The following is an 18,864-nucleotide window of genomic DNA, read 5'->3' as shown; positions in this document are numbered from 1 at the left end:
CCCGTTCGGCGACCTTGTCGCCGTCGCGCGCCAGCATCAGCACCGACATTTGTCAGTCCGTCCCCTTGTCTTCGGGACGCTGGGTGTCGCCCTGGCAGCCGGTGGTGTACTCGGACGTGCCCTTGTCGTGCTTGCCCGCGCGCGGCACGACCAGGAATCGCAGTCCCCACGGACGGGCCTCGGTCGCGACGGCGTCCAGTTGCGACGATTGGTCGAGCGCCGGGTCCATGGGAAAGATGTCCCCGACCCGGAACGCCAGCCCGCGCGACTCCCCGTCCGGCGAGTGCGTCACGAGGTCGAGAGTCTGTGGAGTCATCGACTGCCCTTCCTGGCGGCGCTTCGGCCGCCGTTCGGTGGCTCTTGGAGCCCTATGTGCGGACGGCCGCGACCAGTTCGAGTCGGGCCGGTACAGACCACGGCCCCGGGACGTCCTGTCCCGGGGGACCCTCCTCCGCAGGGGGCTTCGGAGGAGGGTGACCAGGTGTCCCGAGGCCGTGGAGTCCAAGTGACGGCAGGCTGGGCAAAGGCCCGCTTCGCCGGGTGCCGACGGACGTGCGCGCCATGGTTTCGATGGCACGCTGCTCGGCGTTGCGGACGGCGATGGACAGCGAATGGGTGTCCGGAGCGGCCACCACGAGCAATTCGCCGCTCCACAACGTCCAAGCGGTGAACTCCCGGTTGTACGCACCCCACACAACGGTCCAGCCGGGATGGTTGCCCTCAGCCCACCGCGCAAGCTCCGTGCCGTCCACCATGGCCCTACCTCGGTGAAGACGCGCGCGCGGACGGAACCGTGGCCGTGGCGTACCGTGCCCACACCCACTTCCCACGCGGCTCGGTCGGCGTAACCCCACAGGACTCACACATGGCCGCGACGATTGGCAACCCACGTCCACCCGTTCCGGCGTCGTGTCCCAGGTCAAGCGCCTCGGCGTCGGGGGCCACGTCCTCAGAGGTCGGTTCCAACGTGCGCTTGGGCGTGGGCTCGGTGTCCGAGGAGTCCCACACGGCCAGCACTACCGCGCCGGGCTCGCGCGTGAGCCGCACCCGGATCTCCGGTTCCGGCGCGTACTGCACCGCGTTCGCAACGAGCTCACTGGCGATCAGCGTCAGGTCATCGCTGATCCGGGCCAGCCCCGCCTCCGCAAGTCGCAGCTCCACCAGCGACCGCACCCGCGCCGGAACCGTCGGAGCCGCCCGAAAAGTGACGTCGAACGTCCCCCGGCGCACCTCCGCCCGGCACCCGCGCTGCCCGAGTTGGACCGCCAACTCCTCCAGCGGCTTGCCCGTAACATCTCCCATGGGTCCGACCTCCATCGTCGGGCTAATGCCTCGGGGAGCGGTGTTGCAGCGCAGTCCTGGGCCGCGCTTCTCTGTCTCTTGGGACGGAGGACTGCACCCAGTCCCATGACTCCCCGCACGTGGCAAGCTTGTGAGTCCTTCCATGCGACCGAGTGAACCGGGCTTGCGGGGGCGAAGGGAGATGGCATCTGGTGACATTGGGACGGGCATGCCACAGGCCGTGACGATCACTGGCACGCGCTCGACGGCGCACCGCGCCATTGTCGAGTATCGGGCGATATTCGAGGAATATGTCGGCCCGTTCGCGCTGCCCGGCGTCCGCTTCCACCTTGGCGGGGCCTCCGGCATCGACTCACTTGCCCTGCTCTGGCTGGCTGATGAGACCGAGGCCGAACTCATGGTCGCCGTCCCGGCCAAGGTCGCCGATCAGCCGGCTGACGCCCGTGATGCGATCGCGGCCGTCCGGAAATCGGGCCGTCTTGCCGGGCTGATCGAACTTGGCGGGCCGCTAGAGAGAGCGGGCTACTTCGCTCGCAACCGCTGGATGGTCGACCGCAGTGGTTTTGTCATAGGTTTCCCGCGCCGAGGCACGAACACCAGCGGTACCTGGTACACCCTCGACTATGCGGCAAACCATGACAAACCGCGATTGGTCCTGCCTGTGTGAGGTTCGCAATGGTGTACTTGGGGAATGGACGGGCAGCGCAAAGCCGGGGCGCGCTCACTGCGCAAGCTGCGCACCGTGAGAGGCTGGTCGTGGACCGAATTGGCCACACAATTGCGTTTCCATGCTCGGACGCTTCGTATCAAGCGCATCGGCGCCGCGCAGTTGAGCAGCATCCGGCGTACGATCGGCCGCTGGGAGTCGGCCGCCAGTGTCCCGGACGAGCAGTACCAGTTGCTCCTCGCGCACACCTACGCTCGTACGTCCACCGGATCGGTGGCCCTCGGGCCCGGCTCAGACTTCCGAGAATTGCTGGACACGCTCGCCTTGATGGGGACGATCCCCGAGCGGCTCGAGGAGATCGCGGGCACGGTCAGCGCCGCCGTCACTGACACGGGCACGCACTTGCTGGCCTTTCTCGGCGCGCCGGTGCATGACGAACTGGCTGGCGTCCTCGCCCGGCCGGAGTCCCTGAGCCTCTCCCTACTTGACGCACTGGCCGAGTCGACCCGGTCAGTCGACCGGCGGATCGGCACAGTACCGTTCATGCGCCTTTATTTGGCTCAGGCGGCCGCCGTTGAGGCATGTCGGCATCTGCTGCTCGGCGATCATCCTGCGCAGCTCAGTTCTCGGCTGCGGTCGGTCGCCGCATGCACCTTCGGATTGGCCGCCCGTCTGGCGTTCGAGACCCATGATGATGTGGCCGCGCTGAACATGTATGCCCAAGCGGTCGAAGTCGCGGCTGGAACGGATCCGTCGGAGCGGGCGCTGATCCGCTCCAGCCAGACGATGGTCGTCTACTACTCCACCGGCGATGTCAGACGCGCGCGGCGCATCGCAGACGGCGCCGTTCAGGATGCGCTCCGTGGCGAAAGCCGTCTCATGCGAGCGCGGGCGCACGCGCTACAGGCCGAGATGGCCGTGCGGGGAGAGCCTGTGCGACGGCGCGATGCGGAGGTGGCCCTGCATCTGGCCTGGCACGACCTTGACGGTGACACGGCCGACGATCCCATGGCGGGCTCGTTCAGTAAGGGGCGGCTGCGCGGTTTCGAGGGCGTCTGCGGAATTTTTCTGGGTGAGGCAGAGGGCGCTGAACGCCGGCTGGCCGAGTCAGCCGAGACCCTCAAACAGTCACGTGAGAGCGTCCAACGTGCGATCGTCCTGACTGACCATGCGGTCGCGCGGCTGCACACGTCCGGCGCGGGGGCTCCGCAGTCTGCGGCCGAATTGCTGCACGAGTGCGTCGACCTCATTGCGGCAACCCGGGGCCGAGTGGCGGCTCAACGGTTGCGGCGTGCGCGTCTGGAGTTGCGCGCGTGGCGGCGAGAGTCCTTCGTGGCGGATCTCGATGACCACATCCATACGGCGCTGGTCGGTATCTAGACGAGGGACCTTGATCAGGTGGTCATCGATGGGAGATCGTGCGTCACCACGACGGCAGGCACCTGATCGATGGATCATCCGATCTGTGAACTCGATCGTCTTGGACATGCCTACCCGCGCCCGGGGCGGTTTGCGGGGACCAGGGCGCCAAGTATTCGCGAGATCCACAAGTAGGCATCGGCCTTTGCTCTGCGCCTGGTCTGGCGGGCGTCAGTCGTGCTTGGGGCGGCTTCCGAGGGCGGTTGCGATGAGGAGGATGAGGGCGGCGGTTCCCGTTACCTGGACTTCTCCGACCGTGTGCATGTCTGTTTTGGGGCCGTTGACCGCTGGGAAGCGGCTCCCCGGGGTGTAGACGATCGGGATGGTGTCGCCGGGGTCGTGGCCGGCGCAGTTCGACCCGAACTCTCGGGTGAGCGGGGTTCCATCGGGGAGCATCAGCGTGCAGTGGTGCTGCTCCTTGTGCCTTTGCTTGCCGTTGTGCGTCGTCCAGGCTTTCGCCACGACGGCGTCGGTCTCGGTTCCGGTCAGTTCCAGAGTGACGTCCCGGACGGTGAGGGGGCCGACGAAGTAGAGCGCGATCAGCGCGAACGTGCCGAGGCACAACCAAACGCCCTTGAACCGGAACGGCCGCGCCGACTCGTACAGGATCGCGAGCGCGACGACGGAGCCGATGCAGGCCGCGAGGCCGAGCAGCACCGCCGCGGTCACGCTCCACCAGAGGTAGGCGGTGGAGGACGGCGCAAGGCCGAGCACCATGATGCCGAGTGTCGGGGCCGCGCGCCGCGGCGCGGAAGAGCGGGCTCCCATGCGTCCTCCGGCCGATGCGGTGCGGGGCGAACAGCGTACCGGCGGCGAACAGCCTGAAGATCGCCGGTATCGGGTCACTGGGGGTGTGACCCGCTGATCGCTGACATGTGGGCGCACCCTGGGCGGAGGGGAGTGAAACCGCTAGCCTGGCCGACTGATGTCCGCTCCCGGCGATTTCAAGGTCGTCCTCCGCGACCCGAGGCAGGACGCACCGGGGCTGCTCGCCATGCTGGCGTTCCTGTGCGCCCTCTGCACGTGGGGGGCGGTGGCGCTGGACAACGGTTGGCGCTTCGTGCTCGCCGCCCTCGCGGTCCTGCTCGCCGCGCTGATCCTGCTGATCGCCGTCCAGTACCTGCGCGGGGCCTCGTACCTCGCGTACATCGACGCTCGGGGCCTGGTCGCGACGAAGAACAAGGGGGCCGAGCAGGTCCTCCCGGCGGAGCGGTTCCGGCGGTTCGAGATCGTCGACCCGGGGGACGGCGGGGCGGTGACCCTGAAGCTGAGCTACAGCAGGGACGGGGCCTACGAACCGCCGAAGCTGATCCGGAGCATGGAGGAGGTTCCGGGCCGCCTCCTCCTCGCGGTGGTCAAGGGCGACGACGGCTTCGGCACCCTCGCCCTGGCGGACCTGTGGCGGCTCCGGCGGTTCGTCGAGGAGACCGGGACGGGCGCCTGGGCGCAGGAGCCCCGCCCCCGCTGACGGACGGCGGCGTCAGGTCACGGGGTGCGCTGGGCCTGGAGTTCGGCGGCGACCTCGGCGGCCATCGCCAGGCCCATGAGGAGGTACCGCCAGCGTTCGCCGTCGTCCGGGCACCGGATCGTCGTCAGTCCACCGCGCGCCGAGATGTGCCCGACGGACATCTGCCGTGGGTCCATGACCTCGAATTCGGTGTAGAGGTCGTTGCCCCGGACGGTGCCGAAGGACGCGCCTTGGGCATCGGCGGCCTCGAACAGGTTCCCGGCCAGGGCCTCCCGGCCGGTGCGCCGCAAGGTCGCGACCGGTGCGCCGGAACCGCCCTCGATCAGGAGGGCATCGATGTCGCGCGTCCGCTGCCGCGGCATCTGGAACAGCAGGGACCCGTCGGGGGACAGGACCCGTACCTCCTGGTCGGAGCGCCGGAACATGCCGCGCAGGGACCACTGCGGACGTTCGATGACCGCGAACTCGGTCCCCCGCCAGTCGACGAACCCGTCCCCGGTCATCAGGAAATGGCGTCGGTCGGCCGCTGGGGAGCTCATCGTCCGCCTCCCCGTCCGTCCGGGTGGACGACCGAGCATAGTCCGGGGTGATCGAGAGTGTTCAGTTCCGCTTGGGGCGGAGTGCGCCCGGGCCCGTGCGGATCACTGAGTTGAGGGTGCGCCACCACGGGCGTGTGGGATCGGGGTCGAGCCCTGCCGCGATGCGATGGAGCTGGTCGGCGTACCAGAGCAGGTTCAGCGCGCTGTCCACGGACCGGAGGTCGGTGAGGCGTCCGATCAGGCCGCGGGCGCCGACCTGGATGGTCGGGGCGTGCAGCCGTTGCCGGCCGCGTTCGAGCAGGGCCCTGGGGGCGTCGGGCGTGAGGCAGGCGGGCCGTCCGATGCCGATGATGTCGCAGTCGTGGTCGGCGAGGGCCCGGTCCATCGCGGGACGGCTCCGGAAGCCGCCGGTGACGGCGATCGGCACTTGGCCGGCGATCTCGCGGACGGTCCGGGCGTAGTCCAGGAAGTAGGCCTCGCGTGCGCGAGTGGACTCGGCCTGCACGCCCATCATGGCGGGGGCCTCGTAGGATCCGCCGCTGATCTCGATGAGGTCGATGCCCTCGCCGACCAGGGCGCCGACGACCTCGCGGGACTCCTGTTCGCTGAATCCGCCGCGCTGGAAGTCGGCGGAGTTGAGCTTGATGCCGACGCGGAAGCCGGGGCCGACGCTCGCGCGGACGGCGCGCACGATCTCGACCACGAAGGCGCGGCGGCGTTCGGGATCGCCGCCCCAGGCGTCGTCGCGCCGGTTGGTCCTCGGGGACAGGAACTGGGTGACGAGGTAGCCGTGGGCGCCGTGGATCTGCGCCCCGTCGAATCCGGCGGCCTCGGCGACGGCCGCGGCGGTGGCGAACCGCGAGATGATCTCGCGGATCTCCGGGTCGGTGAGGGCGCGGGGCTTGGCCGCGCCGGGAACGCGGGCGGTGATCTCGCTGGGCGCGACCGGGCGGTGCCGTCCGGCCCGCCGGTTGGCCTGGCGGCCCGGGTGGTTGAGCTGGACCCAGATCGGCCCGCCGCGTTCGTGGTAGCTCCCGGCCCACCGGGTCAGTGCGGCCAGGTGGCGGTCGTCCTCGACGATGACCTGGCCGGGCTCGCTCATGTGCCGCCGGTCGACCATGACGTTCCCGGTGATGAGCAGGCCGTATCCGCCGTCGCCCCATCTGCGGTACAGGGTGGTGAGGCGGGTGCCGGGCGCGCCGCCGGGCTCGGCCAGGCCCTCGCTCAACGCCGACTTCAGCAACCGGTTGGGCAGGGGCGGACCCGAGCGCATGGCCAGGGGAGTGCCCAGGCCCGCGGCGCCGCCGGTCGGGGGGAAGGTCATGGTCTCTCCTTGCGGCAGGCGCCGTGCCGCGTAGCCCGGCTCCACTGCAGAGATTCGTAGCCGACATCGCTTGACACCGTCAAGTGGTGCTTGACATCGTCAAGCGACGTGCAGGGCCTGCCGCACTGTCGAGTCGGACGATCCGCGAAAGGTTCTCGATGAAGATCCTCAAGCAGGGCGCCATCCCGGCCGCCGCCGCGCTGGCGGCCTTCGCCATGCCGGCGCACGCCGCGTCCGCGTCGGTCTCGCGGCCCCACCACTACAGCACGTCCGAAGGCAGCGGCAGTTTCACCGGGGACTCCGGCGTCGGACCGTCCACCTGCACCCTGGCGAAGCTGACCGCGACGGCACATCGCACGAGGCATGGAGCGAATGTGCAGGTCCGAGGGTTCGACGCCTCCTGCGTCGGCGTCATCAGTACAGCGAGATACGACGAGCCGATCCACTTCCGGATCAAGAAGGGTGCGGTGACCGGCATGATCTCGATCGTGATCGGCAACGTACTCGGCGGGGAGTGCCGTTACCGGGGGCCGGTGGCCGGGTCGATCCCCAACGGCGCCGACACGCTGTCGGCGACGGGCACGGTCACCCTGGGAGAGACCCTGAAGGCCCCGTGCGCACCAGATTCGGAAACGGCCCTGGAGGTCACCTTCCCGGGCGCCGGCTTCCACTGGTGATTCAACCGGCGCGGGCCCGGTAGGACGGGCGACGGGCGGCGCTCCCTGGAGTGCCGCCCTGTCGTCACGCCTCGGCGGCTAGGGCGTTGTTGAGCGTCTCGGTCACCAACCGGGCCGCCGCCTCGACGCCGCCGAGGTCGGGGAAGAAGGTGTCCAGGGTGCCGTCGCGCCAGAGCATCACGGCACCGTGGACGGTCGACCAGCACGTCAGCGCCAGCGCGGTCGCCGAGTGGTTCCTGCCCCAGCCCGTCGCTCGCGCGTCGTTGATCTCGTTGAGGAGGATCCCGAACGCGCTCTCGCGTGCCTCGGCGAGCTCCGCGTCGTCGGCATTGAGCAACTCGGGCCGGTACATCACCACGAACAGCGCGGGGTGCTGCTGGGCGAAGACCATGTAGCCGATGCCGAGCGTGGCGACGCGCTCGGCGGGGGTCGCATCGCCGGGAATCCGCCGGCGCGCCGAGCGCATCCGCCTCGCCAGCGTGCGGAAGCCCTTCGCGGCGAGTGCCGTGAACAGCCCGCGGCGGTCGCCGAAGTGATGTCCGGGCGCCTGGTGCGAGACGCCGACTCGCCGGGCGATCGTCCGCATGCCGACCGGACCGATGCCGTGCTCGTCGATCGCCTGCTCGGCGGCGCGCAGGAGCGTCTCGCGCAGATCCGTCCTGGACGGGGTCGATGATGCTGGCATAGGGCCTGATTGTCCCGCTGGTCGTCCTCCACCAGCAACTACCTGTCAACGGCTCGCACGGTGGCGGTCGCAAATGATCTGAAGGCGTCGGTATCGCTCGCTAGGGTGTGATCCGCTCGGAAAGTGATCGGGGAGGCGGACGGTGGCGGAGCAGGCATTCCAGGTCGATCTGCGGGGCGTGGTGGATCTGCTGAGCCGCCACCTCTACGCGAGTCCGCGCGTCTACCTGCGGGAACTGCTGCAGAACGCGGTGGACGCGATCACCGCGCGGGGGGCCGGCGGGCGGGTTGAGATCGAGACCGGGGGCGGGACGCTCAAGGTCCACGATGACGGGGTCGGGCTCACCGAGGACGAGGTGCATACGCTTCTTGCGACGATCGGGCGGTCGTCCAAGCGGGACGAGCTCGGGTTCGCGCGGCATGACTTCCTGGGGCAGTTCGGCATCGGGCTTCTGTCCGCCTTTCTCGTCGCGGACGAGATCGAGGTCGTGACGCGGTCCGCCAAGGGCGGGGACGCGGTCCGCTGGACGGGACGGTCCGAGGGCAGCTACCGGGTCGAGGCCGGGAAGCGGGACGAGCCGGGGACGACCGTCACCCTGCGGGCGCGGCCGGGGGCGGGGGAGCTGCTCAGTCCGGAGGTCGTGGCCGAGCTGGCGCGGACGTACGGGTCCCTGCTGCCCGTCGAGCTGGTCGTCGACGGTGCCGAGGTCACCGGGGAGCCGCCGTGGCGGGCCGCCTACCGGGATCCGGCCGGGCGGCGGCGGGCGCTGGAGGCGTACTGCGAGGAGCTTTACGGGTTCACGCCGTTCGATGTCGTCGATCTGGACGTGCCTGAGGCGGGACTGACGGGTGTCGCGTTCATCTTGCCTGCGCCGGTGTCGCCCACTGCGCGGGCCTCGCATCGGGTCTATCTGAAGCGCATGCTGCTCGCCGAGAACGTCGAGGGGCTGCTGCCCGAGTGGGCGTTCTTCGCGCGGTGTGTCGTGGATGCCGGTGAGCTGCGGCCTACCGCCAGCCGTGAGGCCCTGTACGAGGACGAGCTTCTCGAGTCGACGCGCCTTGGGCTCGGGGATGTGCTTCGGCAGTGGCTGGTGAAGCTGTCCGAGACCGATCCGGGGCGGCTGCGCGCGTTCCTGCGGCTGCATCAGCTCGGTGTGAAGGCGATGGCGCTGCATGACGACGACATGCTGCGGATCGTCGACCGCTGGCTCGACTACGAGACCTCCGCCGGGCCGATGACGCTGCACGAGTTCCGCCGCCGCCATCCGGACGGGCGGTTCACCGCGAGCGTGGACGAGTTCCGGCGGCTGTCGGCGGTCGCGGGCGCGCAGGGGATCGGGCTCGTCAACGGCGGCTACGTGCACGATACGGAGATCATCGAGCGGCTGCCCGACCTCGATCCCGACATCCGGCTGGCCCGGCTGGACGCGGCCGAGCTGACGACGACGTTCGGCGTGCTCGATCCGGACGCCGAGTTGGCGCTGCGGCCGTTCCTCGCGGCGGCGCAGCGGGCGGTCGAGCGGCTCGGGTGCGAGGTGGTGGTCCGCGACTTCGACCCCGCGTCGCTGCCCGCGCTGTACCTGACCAGCCGGGACGCGCAGTTCCGCGAGGAGTTGACGCGGGCGAAGGAGGAGGCCGGCGAGCTGTGGGCGGACGTCCTCGGCGCCGTCAACGCCTCCGCCGGCGTCGAGCGTCCGCAACTGGTCCTGAACTACCGCAACCCGCTGGCGCGGCGGGTCACTTCACTGGGCGACGGAGGGCCGGTCGAGCTGGCCGTCCAAGCCCTGTACGGGCAGGCGCTGCTGCTCGGCCACCATCCGCTGCGGCCCGCCGACACGGCGGTGCTGAACCGTTCCTTCATCGGCCTGCTGGAGTGGGCCGTCCACTCCCCGGAGGCCCCCGAATGACAGATGACGTCTACGCGCTGATGGCGCGGTCGCAGGAGCTGCCCTACGGGGAGGCCCGCACCGTGCTGGTCGAGGACGCGTTGCGCCGTGCGGAGGCGGCCGGCGACGACGTGCTGGCCTTCCACGTGAGGGTCCGGCTGACCGACGCCTACCGGTACGGGGGCGAGCCCGCGAAGGCGTTCGCGACCTTCAGCCGGACGCTGGCCGAACACGACCGCGACCCGGGCCGGTTCGACGACACCCATGGGCTGCTCTGGCAGATCAAGGCGATCGTCAGTTCGCTCACGCTCTTCCCTGAGATCCCGCTAGACCGCACCTACGCCGTGCTGGACGACATGGAGCGCCGCTACAAGGCGGGTGGGCACAGCCTCCAGGCGGTGTACCACTACCGCAACGTGGTGGCCCGGCACGTCGGTGACGGTACGGCCGACGAGTGGTACGTGAAGTGGCGCGCCGCCGAGCGCGACGATCTGTCGGACTGCGAGGGCTGCGACCCCACCGGCATGGCCCGGCACCTGATCGAGGCGGGCCGGCACGAGGAGGCGTTCGAGGTCGCCGCGCCGGTGCTGAGCGCGCAGCTGAACTGCAACGAGCAGCCGCAGTCGATCCAGACCGCGCTGATGCCCGTCTACCTGCGGATGGGCCGTCCCGAACAGGCCGCCGACGCGCACCGCCGCGCCTACCGGGTGCACCGGGCGCGGCTCGCCGACCTCAGCGACATCGCCGAGCATCTGGAGTTCTGCGCGGTCACCGGCAACGAGGCGCGCGGCCTGGAGATCCTGCAGCGGCATCTCGGCTGGCTGGACCGCGCGCCGAGCACGCACGCCGACATGGAGTTCTCCGCCGCCGCGGCCCTGCTGCTCGGCCGGCTGGCCGCCGCCGGGCACGGCGCGGCGACGGTCCGGCGCCCGGCCGCCGACGGGCGGCCCGCCGCCGACGTGGCGCTGGACGAGCTGCGCGCCGAGCTGGCGGGCCGCGCGACGGAGCTGGCGGCCCGGTTCGACGCCCGCAACGGCACGTCCCGCCAGGGCGACAAGGTGCGCGGCACGCTGGCCGCCGAGCCGGTCGGTGACTTCGTGCCGCTGGCCGCCCATCACCGTCGTCCCGCCGCGGCGCCGGCGCCCGTCCAGCCGGAGGAGGCCGGGAGGGACGATCTCGCGGCCGTGACCGATCTCGACGAGCTGCTCGACATCGCCGACCGGCACCGTAAGAAGAGCGACATGTCCGGGATGCGGGCGGCGTGGCGGCGGTTCGACGACGTCGCCGAGAACGCCGAGCCGACGCCGCTGCAGAAGGCCCGCCGGCTGGACGCGCGGGGCGTCGAGCACGCCGTCGCCGGGGACGGGGAGAACGCGGCCGGGTGCTGGGCGGAGGCGGCCCGGCTGTTCGGCGAACTGGGCGACGAGACGCGCCGGCACCGCACGCTCGGCCGGCTCGGCATGATCCGCCTCGAACTCGGCGACGAGGGCGGGATGGAGCAGGTCGTCGCCTCCGCCGAGCACTTCACCGCGAACCCGGGGGAGGACGGCGACGCCGGGCCCGCGCTGCTGCGCCTCGCGACCGCGCACATCAAGGCCGATCGTCCTGACGAGGCGCTCGCCGTGCTCGATGGGGTCGAGGCGAACGGCGACCATGTGGGCGAGCTCTGGTTCCTGCGCGGGCAGGCGCTGCTGTTCACCGACCGGGGCGACGAGGCCGTCACGGCGCTGCGGCGCTCCCTGGAGGCGGCGCGCGAGTCCAGCGACCCCGAGCACATCGCCTCGCCCGCGCTGCTGCTCGCGCGGACCCTGGCCCGCCGGGAGGACGGCCCCGACGACGAGGCGTTCGCCCTGCTCGACGAGGTGATCGGCACGCTGCGCGAGCCGTCGCCGATGCGCGCCGCCGCCTACACCGAGCGCGGCCTCGCGCACCTGGGCGCCGACCGCGCCGCCGACGCCGCCGCCGACCTGGTGGAGGCCATCGCGGGCTGGACGGCCGAGGGGCTGCACCCGCAGGCCGTCCAGCTGCGGGTCGACCTGGCCGCCGCCTACCTGTCCACGGACCGCGCCCTGGAGGCCGCCGAGGCCGCCGAGGAGGCGCTGCCGAACCTCGACGACGACAACGCGCGCCGCTGCCGGCTCATCCTCGCGCACGCGCAGAAGCAGCTCGGCGAGGAGGACGCCGCCGCCCTGTTCACCGGCCTCGCCGAGGAGGCCGCGCGGGAGGGCCAGCACGACGCCGTCGCGCACTTCCTGAACGAGGCCGCCGACGTCCTGACGAACCTCGACATCGACGCGCAGGCCGCCGAACGGTACGCGCAGGCCGCCGAGGCCTACGAGAAGGCCGGCGACCCCTACGGGGTGGTCCGCACGCGCCGCCGTGCCGCGATGTGCCTTATGTGGAGCGGCGAGGGGGAGCAGGCGGCGACCGCCATGGAGACGGCCCGCGCCGCCCTCGCGGACCTGCCCCCGGACAACGAGCCCGCCCGCGTCTGGGAGACCGCCCTGACCTCCTTCGAGCAGGCCCGCGTCCTGGCCCGCCTGGGACGCCTGGACGAGGCCGCCGGGCACGCGACCGCCGCCGTGGACGGCTTCACCGCCATCGACCAGACCGAGCCCGCCCAGGACGCCGCCCGCCTCCTGGAGGACATCAAGGAGGCACTCGGCTGACGCTCAACCGGCTCGGCTGACGCTCAACCGGTTCGGCCGGCGCTCAGCCGACCCGTCGCGCTCCGTCCGAGGGAACGGCCTCCAGGAAGCGCGGCGGTGTCCAGCCGCGCTTCTCGTAGGCCGCCGTGACGGCCTCGCCGACCCGCTCCGCGCGGGCGGCGGGGGCCAGCACGATGACGGAGCCGCCGAAGCCGCCGCCGATCATGCGCCCGCCGCGGGCGCCCGCCCGCAGGGCCGCGTCCACGGTGGCGTCGGCCTCCGGCCACGACACCTCGAACTGGTCGCGCAGCGACAGGTGGGAGGCGTTCAGCATCGCGCCGAACTCCGGCAGCGCCCCGGCCCGCAGCAGGCCGACGGTGGCCTCGACGCGGTGGTTCTCGGTGACGACGTGCTGGACGCGGCGCCGCAGCACCGGGTCCTTCAGCGAGCCCAGCGCGGCGGCGAGGTCCTTGACGTCGCGCAGCGCGTCCACGCCCAGCAGCGACGCGGCCTCCTCGCATTCGGCGCGGCGGCGGCCGTACTCGCCGCCGGTCAGGGCGTGCGAGGCGCGCGTGTCGACGACCAGCAGCGTCAGCCCGGCGGCCGCCGGGTCGAACGGGACCTGCGACGACAGCCCGCTGCGGCAGTCGAGCATCAGCGCGTGCCCGGCCGTGCACAGCAGCGACGCCGACTGGTCCATCAGCCCGCACGGCACGCCGACCTGCTCGTTCTCGGCGCGCTGCGCGAGCCGTGCCAGCGCCGGGCGGTCGATCGCGACGCCGTGCAGGTCGCACAGGGCCAGCGCCGTCGCGCACTCCAGCGCGGCCGACGACGACAGCCCCGCGCCCTGCGGGAGGTCGGAGTCGATCAGCAGGGACGCGCCGCCCGTCCCGTGCTCGCGCAGCACCCGCGCCACGCCGACGGGGTACGCGGCCCACGCATGGTCGGCGGGCCAGTCCTCGGAGACGACCGGCGGGCCGTCCACCGGGGCGGTCACGGCGGCGGGCGCCTGCCGAGACCGCACCTCGACCACGCCGTCGTCGCGCCGCGCCGCCGCCACCGACACCCCGCGCGACAGCGCGAACGGCAGCACGAAGCCGTCGTTGTAGTCGGTGTGCTCGCCGATCAGGTTGACCCGGCCCGGGGCGCGCCACACGCCGTCCGGCGCCCGCCCGAACGCCTCGCCGAACGCCGCCGCCAAACCCTCGGTCATCGGGACCGCAGGAAGGTCCACGCGTCGTCGACCATCGTCCGCAGGTCCCGCTCGGGCTTCCAGCCGAGCTGGGCCTGGATCTTGTCGGACGAGGCGATCAGCACCGCCGGGTCGCCCGGGCGGCGCGGCGCGACCTCGGCCGGGATCTCGCGGCCGGTGACCTCGCGGCACACCTCCACGACCTCCCGGACGGAGTTGCCGGTGCCGCTGCCCAGGTTGAAGATCTGGTGGGCGCCCGGCTCGCAGGCCTCCAGCGCCAGCAGGTGCGCGCGGCCGAGGTCGATCACGTGGATGTAGTCGCGGACGCAGGTGCCGTCGGCCGTCGGGTAGTCGTCGCCGAACATCTTCACCGCGTCCCCGTCGCCCTGCGCGATCTTCAGCACGTTGGGGATCAGGTGGGTCTCGACGGCGTGCCGCTCGCCGTGCCGCCCGTAGGCGCCCGCCACGTTGAAGTACCGCAGCGACACCCCGCCGATGCCGTGCAGCCGCGCGTACTCGGTGAGGACCGTGTCGATCGCCAGCTTGGACGCGCCGTAGGGGTTGGTCGGACGGGTCGGGTCGGTCTCCAGGATCGGCGTCGACTCCGGCTCCCCGTACGTCGCGGCCGTGGAGGAGAACACGATCCGGGGCACGCCGGCGACGCGCATCGCGTCCAGCAGCGCCAGCGACTCGCCGAGGTTCTTGTCCCAGTACAGGCCGGGCTTCTGCACCGACTCGCCGACCAGCGACCTGGCGGCGAAGTGCAGCACCGCCTCGAACCCGGCGCCCGCGAGGACGTCGGCGGCCGTGTCGCGCAGCGTGCCGCGCACCAGCCGGGCGCCCTCGGGCACCGCGTCCTCGTGCCCGGTGGACAGGTCGTCCAGGACGACGACCTCGTGCCCCGCCTCCAGGAGCAGTGCGGAGACGACGCTGCCGACATAGCCGGCGCCTCCGGTGACGAGCAGCTTCACGGACGAACCTCCAGAAAAGTCTCGGGCGGCGGGGCCAGACCAGGCTATCCGCAACCCCGAACGGGGAAGGCTGAACGCATGGACCGGACGCCGCCCGGGACGCCCCCGCGGCCGCCCGCAGGGCCCGCCCGCCCCCTGGTCTGGCTGCTGTCGCGCTCCGCCGATCTCGTCGTGCGGCTGTCGGGCGGCGACCCGCGCGCCCTGCGCGAGGAGATCACCGCGGAGCGGATGCGGGCGCTGGTGGCCGGGAACACCCAGCTCACCGCCGACGAGCGCACCCTGATCGGGGAGGTGTTCGCGGCGGGCGAGCGGCCGCTGCGCGAGGTCCTCGTGCCGCGCACGGAGGTGGTGTTCCTGGACGCCGAGCTCACCCTCACCGCCGCCGTCCGGCTCGCCGCGCGCAGCCCGCACTCGCGCTTCCCCGTCTGCCGCGACTCCCACGACGAGGTGATCGGGTTCGTCCACATCCGCGACCTGCTCGTCCCGGACGGCCCCGACACTCCCGAAACCGCGGACGCGCCGGCCATGGACCCGCCCGCCGGGGACGTGCTCGCCGGGGACGTCCCGGTGGGTGATCTGGTGCGTCCGGTCAAGTTCCTGCCGCCGTCCAAGCGGGTGCTGCCCGCGCTGTCGGAGATGCGCCGGGAGGGCTGCCACCTGGCGATCGTCACCGACGAGTACGGCGGGGTGGCCGGAATCGTCACGATGGAGGACCTCCTGGAGGAACTCATCGGCGACATCCGCGACGAATATGATGTGCAGGACGCGCAGGCACGGCGCCTGCACGGCGGAGTGGTCGAGGTGGACGGCCTGCTCAACCTGGACGACTTCGCCGCCGAGACCGGCATCCGGCTGCCGGACGGGCCGTACGAGACGGTCGCCGGGCACATCATGGCGGTGCTGCGCCGGGTGCCCGCCGAGGGCGACTCGGTGGAGGCCGGGGGCCGCCGCCTCGCGGTGGCCCGGATGGACGGCCGGCGGGTGGCCCGCGTGCGCGTCATGCCGCGCGCGGCGCCGCAGGCCGTGCCCGCGCCGCCCGGCACGCCGTCCGCGACCCCGCGGGCGGTGCCCGGCGACGCCGCCGGCGGCCCCTCCCGCGGGCCGGCGACCGGCGGCGGCGCTCCCGATGACACCTGAGAGAATCGGTCCGTGCAGATGCCCGAAGCGCCCACTCCCGAAGCGTCCGACGCCGGAACCACCGCGGCCCCGCCGCGGGTGCTGTCCGGCATCCAGCCCACCGCCGACTCGTTCCACCTCGGCAACTACCTGGGCGCGCTGCGGCAGTGGGTCGCCATGCAGGACACGCACGAGGCGTTCTACTGCGTGGTCGACCTCCACGCGATCACCATCGAGCACGACCCGGAGCTGCTGCGCCGCCGCACGAAGGTCGCCGCCGCGCAGCTGTTCGCCATGGGCATCGACCCCGACCGCTCCGCGGTGTTCGTGCAGAGCCACGTCCCCGAGCACGCCGAGCTGGCGTGGGTGCTCAGCTGCCTCACCGGGTTCGGCGAGGCGGGCCGCATGACCCAGTTCAAGGACAAGTCGTCCAAGCAGGGCACCAGCGGGACGAGCGTCGGCCTGTTCACGTACCCGATCCTGCAAGCCGCCGACATCCTGCTCTACACGCCCGACCCGGCGGCCGAACGCCCGCTGCGCGTCCCCGTCGGGGAGGACCAGCGGCAGCACCTCGAACTGACCCGCACCCTCGGGCAGCGTTTCAACCACCGGTTCGGGGAGACGTTCGTCCTGCCGGACGCCCACATTCCCGAGGGCGCCGCGAAGATCACCGACCTGCAGGAGCCGGGCGCGAAGATGAGCAAGTCGGCGTCCTCCCCGCAGGGCATCATCGACGTGCTGGAGGAGCCGGGTCCCATGCGCAAGAAGATCATGCGCGCGGTCACCGACACCGGCTCCGAGGTCGTCTACGACGAGGAGAAGAAGGCCGGCGTGACCAACCTGCTGCGGATCTACTCCGCGCTGGAGGGCACGTCCATCCCCGACCTGGAGGCCCGCTACGCCGGCTCCGGGTACGGGCAGTTCAAGAAGGATCTCGCGCAGGTCGTCCTCGACACGTTCACGCCGATCCGGGAGCGCACCCTCAAGCTGCTGGACGACGAGGAGCATCTCGACCGGCTCCTGGCCCAGGGCGCCGAGCGCGCCTCCGAGGTCGCCGTGCGGACGATGGAGACCGTGCGCGAACGGGTGGGATTCGTGGGACGTGGTCGCTGACCGCGCCGCACTCGACGACGCCGCGGAGGGCCCGGGGGAGGGCCCCTCCGCGGCCGAGACCACGATGACCGGCGGCATGACCGCCCGGCCGGCGCCGGGCCGCCGCGCGATCGGCGTCGCGATCCCGATCCCCGACCCGCACGGCTCCTACCTGCAGTCGCGGCGCGCCTCGTTCGGCGACCCGCTCGCGCACGCGATCCCGACGCACATCACGCTGCTGCCGCCGACCGAGGTGGACGAGGCCGCGATGGACGGCATCCAGCGGCACCTGCTGTCGGTCGCGCGCACCGAGCGCCCCTTCCCGATCAGGTTGCGCGGCAGCGGAACGTTCCGGCCGGTGTCCCCGGTCGTGTTCGTGGCGCTGGCCGAGGGAATCGGCGGCTGCGAGCGCGTCCAGGCGAAGGTTCTGTCGGGTCCGCTGGCCCGCCCGCTGCCGTTCCCGTACCACCCGCACGTGACGATCGCCCACCACCTGCCCGACGACGTCATGGACCGCGCGTTCAAGGAGCTCGCCGCCTACGGCGCCGACTTCGAGGTGTGGGGGTTCTCCCTCTACGAGCACGGGCTGGACGGCGTGTGGCGCCGCCACTGCGACTTCATCTTCGGCGACGGCGTCGTCCCCGCCCCCGGCCGCCGCCTCTGAGCCCCGCGAACGCCCGAGCCTCGCGGACGCCCGATTTCCGCGCCCGCCCGTAAACGCTGCGTTTAACGGCTGATTACCGTACGCGGTATCGGGCGGCCCGGAGTGGGTACGGTGCGTACATGCGGCAGGTGATCAATAGCGTGCAGGGCCGGATCGAGTCCCTGTTCGGTAAGGGAAAGGACCTGCTGCGCGGCGCGCGCGACCGATCGCGGTGGTTCGACCACCAGGCCCGCGCGTTCGAGCGCTACCAGGAGCGGCGCGGCGACCGGCTCGCCGCCGCCCTCACCTGCTACGCGTTCCTGTCGTTCTTCCCGCTGCTGGCGCTCGCGTACTCGCTGCTCGGCTACGTCGTCGGGGTCAGCGAGCAGGTGCGCGAGTACTTCGTCCGGGCGATCGACTCGCAGCTGCCCGGCCTCGGGGGCCGGCTCCAGGTCGAGCAGATCGCCCAGTCGAAGACCGCCGTGGGGATCCTCGGCCTGGTCGCGCTGCTGTTCACCGGGCTCGGCTGGGTGCAGGTGCTGCGCGAGTCGCTGCGCGACATCTGGGGCAACGAACCGGGCGGCGGCGGCAACTTCTTCCTCAAGAAGCTGTGGGACGCCGCCGTGCTGGTGTTCCTCGGCCTGATCCTCGTCTGCGGCATGGCGGTCACGACGGTCACGACGTCGGCCACCGGCACCGTCCTCGGCTGGATGGGGCTGGACGACGTCACCGGCGCCGGGACGGCGCTGCGGCTGCTGTCGGTGGCCTGCGCGATCGTGTTCGACACCGTGGTGTTCCTGGTGCTGTTCAGCCGGCTGTCGGGCACCCGGGCGCCGTGGCGGCGGATCATCCGCGGCGCCCTGTTCGGCGCGGTCGGCTTCGAGGTCCTCAAGCAGATCGCGACGATCCTCATCGGGCGGACGACGCAGAACCCCGTCTACGGCACGTTCGCCGTGCTGGTCGGGCTGATGGTGTGGATCAACATCGTGTCCCGGTTCGCGCTGTTCACCGCCGCGTGGACGGCGACCCGGCGCGTCGTCCTGACCGCCGACGCCGAGAACCCGGAGAACTGCGCCGACGAGGCCGAGGTCGAGGCCCTCCAGGAACGCGCCGGGGAGGACACCGATGACGACCAGACCGGGACGGACGCCGTCCAGGAACGGGAACGGGAACAGGGCCGGGAGCACAAGGAGCGGGAGCCGGGTGCGTCGTCGGCGCACCTGAGCCGCTGACCTG

At 71.8% G+C, this 18,864-nt stretch carries 18 protein-coding genes; 10 read left to right on the top strand and 8 right to left on the bottom strand.

All coding sequences use genetic code 11. The annotated features are described in order from the left end of the window. Nucleotides 1-52 precede the first annotated feature (52 nt). A complete protein-coding gene (locus HUT06_RS38360; RefSeq protein ID WP_176200193.1) occupies nucleotides 53-316 on the bottom strand; it encodes a hypothetical protein in 264 nt (87 codons plus the stop codon). 443 nt (nucleotides 317-759) lie between these two features. After that, nucleotides 760-1,302 (bottom strand): ATP-binding protein, encoded by a 543-nt coding sequence (locus tag HUT06_RS38355; RefSeq protein WP_176200192.1) that lies wholly within the window; start codon nucleotides 1,300-1,302, stop codon nucleotides 760-762. Between the two features lie 208 nt (nucleotides 1,303-1,510). On the opposite strand from HUT06_RS38355, the gene HUT06_RS38350 reads away from it, so the two are divergent. Continuing rightward, a complete protein-coding gene (locus tag HUT06_RS38350) occupies nucleotides 1,511-1,969 on the top strand; it encodes a hypothetical protein (protein ID WP_176200191.1) in 459 nt (152 codons plus the stop codon). 24 nt (nucleotides 1,970-1,993) lie between these two features. Beyond that, the gene (locus HUT06_RS38345) at nucleotides 1,994-3,349 is read left to right on the top strand and encodes a hypothetical protein (RefSeq protein ID WP_176200190.1); all 1,356 of its coding nucleotides are present in this window, start codon (nucleotides 1,994-1,996) and stop codon (nucleotides 3,347-3,349) included. Between the two features lie 210 nt (nucleotides 3,350-3,559). On the opposite strand, the gene HUT06_RS38340 is transcribed toward HUT06_RS38345, so the two are convergent. Continuing rightward, entirely contained in the window at nucleotides 3,560-4,105 is a 546-nt protein-coding gene (locus HUT06_RS38340) for a hypothetical protein (protein WP_176200189.1), read from the bottom strand. Between the two features lie 208 nt (nucleotides 4,106-4,313). Here HUT06_RS38340 and HUT06_RS38335 point away from each other — a divergent pair, with 208 nt between their 5' ends. Continuing rightward, nucleotides 4,314-4,856, top strand: coding sequence for a hypothetical protein (locus tag HUT06_RS38335; RefSeq protein ID WP_176200188.1), 543 nt, complete (start codon nucleotides 4,314-4,316; stop codon nucleotides 4,854-4,856). Between the two features lie 17 nt (nucleotides 4,857-4,873). Here the strand turns inward: HUT06_RS38335 and HUT06_RS38330 are convergent, their stop codons facing one another. Together HUT06_RS38330 and HUT06_RS38325 are read right to left on the bottom strand one after the other, a co-directional pair. Then, on the bottom strand, nucleotides 4,874-5,395 hold the full coding sequence (locus HUT06_RS38330; protein ID WP_176200187.1) for a hypothetical protein: 522 nt from the start codon (nucleotides 5,393-5,395) through the stop codon (nucleotides 4,874-4,876). A 61-nt stretch (nucleotides 5,396-5,456) separates the two neighbouring features. Continuing rightward, a complete protein-coding gene (locus tag HUT06_RS38325; protein ID WP_176200186.1) occupies nucleotides 5,457-6,719 on the bottom strand; it encodes an NADH:flavin oxidoreductase/NADH oxidase family protein in 1,263 nt (420 codons plus the stop codon). Nucleotides 6,720-6,877: 158 nt separating this feature from the next. Between HUT06_RS38325 and HUT06_RS38320 the strand changes: the two genes are divergently transcribed. Then, nucleotides 6,878-7,396, top strand: coding sequence for a hypothetical protein (locus tag HUT06_RS38320; RefSeq protein WP_176200185.1), 519 nt, complete (start codon nucleotides 6,878-6,880; stop codon nucleotides 7,394-7,396). Nucleotides 7,397-7,460: 64 nt separating this feature from the next. On the opposite strand, the gene HUT06_RS38315 is transcribed toward HUT06_RS38320, so the two are convergent. After that, a complete protein-coding gene (locus tag HUT06_RS38315) occupies nucleotides 7,461-8,081 on the bottom strand; it encodes a TetR/AcrR family transcriptional regulator (protein WP_176200184.1) in 621 nt (206 codons plus the stop codon). A gap of 142 nt (nucleotides 8,082-8,223) precedes the next feature. On the opposite strand from HUT06_RS38315, the gene HUT06_RS38310 reads away from it, so the two are divergent. After that, nucleotides 8,224-9,987, top strand: a complete 1,764-nt coding sequence (locus HUT06_RS38310) for an HSP90 family protein (RefSeq protein WP_176200183.1) — start codon at nucleotides 8,224-8,226, stop codon at nucleotides 9,985-9,987. Beyond that, on the top strand, nucleotides 9,984-12,635 hold the full coding sequence (locus HUT06_RS38305) for a hypothetical protein (RefSeq protein ID WP_176200182.1): 2,652 nt from the start codon (nucleotides 9,984-9,986) through the stop codon (nucleotides 12,633-12,635). The genes HUT06_RS38310 and HUT06_RS38305 overlap by 4 nt, the downstream gene beginning before the upstream one ends. A 43-nt stretch (nucleotides 12,636-12,678) precedes the next feature. Here the strand turns inward: HUT06_RS38305 and galK are convergent, their stop codons facing one another. Both galK and galE read right to left on the bottom strand, forming a co-directional pair. After that, the gene (galK, locus tag HUT06_RS38300; protein WP_176200181.1) at nucleotides 12,679-13,827 is read right to left on the bottom strand and encodes a galactokinase; all 1,149 of its coding nucleotides are present in this window, start codon (nucleotides 13,825-13,827) and stop codon (nucleotides 12,679-12,681) included. Then, nucleotides 13,824-14,777: a UDP-glucose 4-epimerase GalE gene (galE, locus tag HUT06_RS38295; protein ID WP_176200180.1), complete on the bottom strand. Its 954-nt coding sequence runs from the start codon at nucleotides 14,775-14,777 to the stop codon at nucleotides 13,824-13,826. Before galE ends, galK begins: the two co-directional genes overlap by 4 nt. Nucleotides 14,778-14,855: 78 nt before the next feature. Here galE and HUT06_RS38290 point away from each other — a divergent pair, with 78 nt between their 5' ends. The 4 genes from HUT06_RS38290 (at nucleotide 14,856) to HUT06_RS38275 (ending at nucleotide 18,860) form a co-directional block, all read left to right on the top strand. Further along, the gene (locus tag HUT06_RS38290) at nucleotides 14,856-15,914 is read left to right on the top strand and encodes a hemolysin family protein (protein ID WP_176200179.1); all 1,059 of its coding nucleotides are present in this window, start codon (nucleotides 14,856-14,858) and stop codon (nucleotides 15,912-15,914) included. Between the two features lie 18 nt (nucleotides 15,915-15,932). After that, entirely contained in the window at nucleotides 15,933-17,006 is a 1,074-nt protein-coding gene (trpS, locus tag HUT06_RS38285) for a tryptophan--tRNA ligase (RefSeq protein WP_176201888.1), read from the top strand. Next, the gene (locus HUT06_RS38280; RefSeq protein ID WP_254715610.1) at nucleotides 16,996-17,649 is read left to right on the top strand and encodes a 2'-5' RNA ligase family protein; all 654 of its coding nucleotides are present in this window, start codon (nucleotides 16,996-16,998) and stop codon (nucleotides 17,647-17,649) included. Before trpS ends, HUT06_RS38280 begins: the two co-directional genes overlap by 11 nt. A gap of 119 nt (nucleotides 17,650-17,768) precedes the next feature. Further along, nucleotides 17,769-18,860 (top strand): YihY/virulence factor BrkB family protein, encoded by a 1,092-nt coding sequence (locus tag HUT06_RS38275; protein ID WP_176200178.1) that lies wholly within the window; start codon nucleotides 17,769-17,771, stop codon nucleotides 18,858-18,860. Nucleotides 18,861-18,864 lie beyond the last annotated feature (4 nt).

It is taken from the genome of Actinomadura sp. NAK00032, assembly GCF_013364275.1.
In the GTDB taxonomy this organism is placed as follows: Bacteria; Actinomycetota; Actinomycetes; order Streptosporangiales; family Streptosporangiaceae; genus Spirillospora.
Note: the sequence above shows the minus strand (reverse complement) of the source record. Positions and strands in the feature narration are given on the sequence as shown.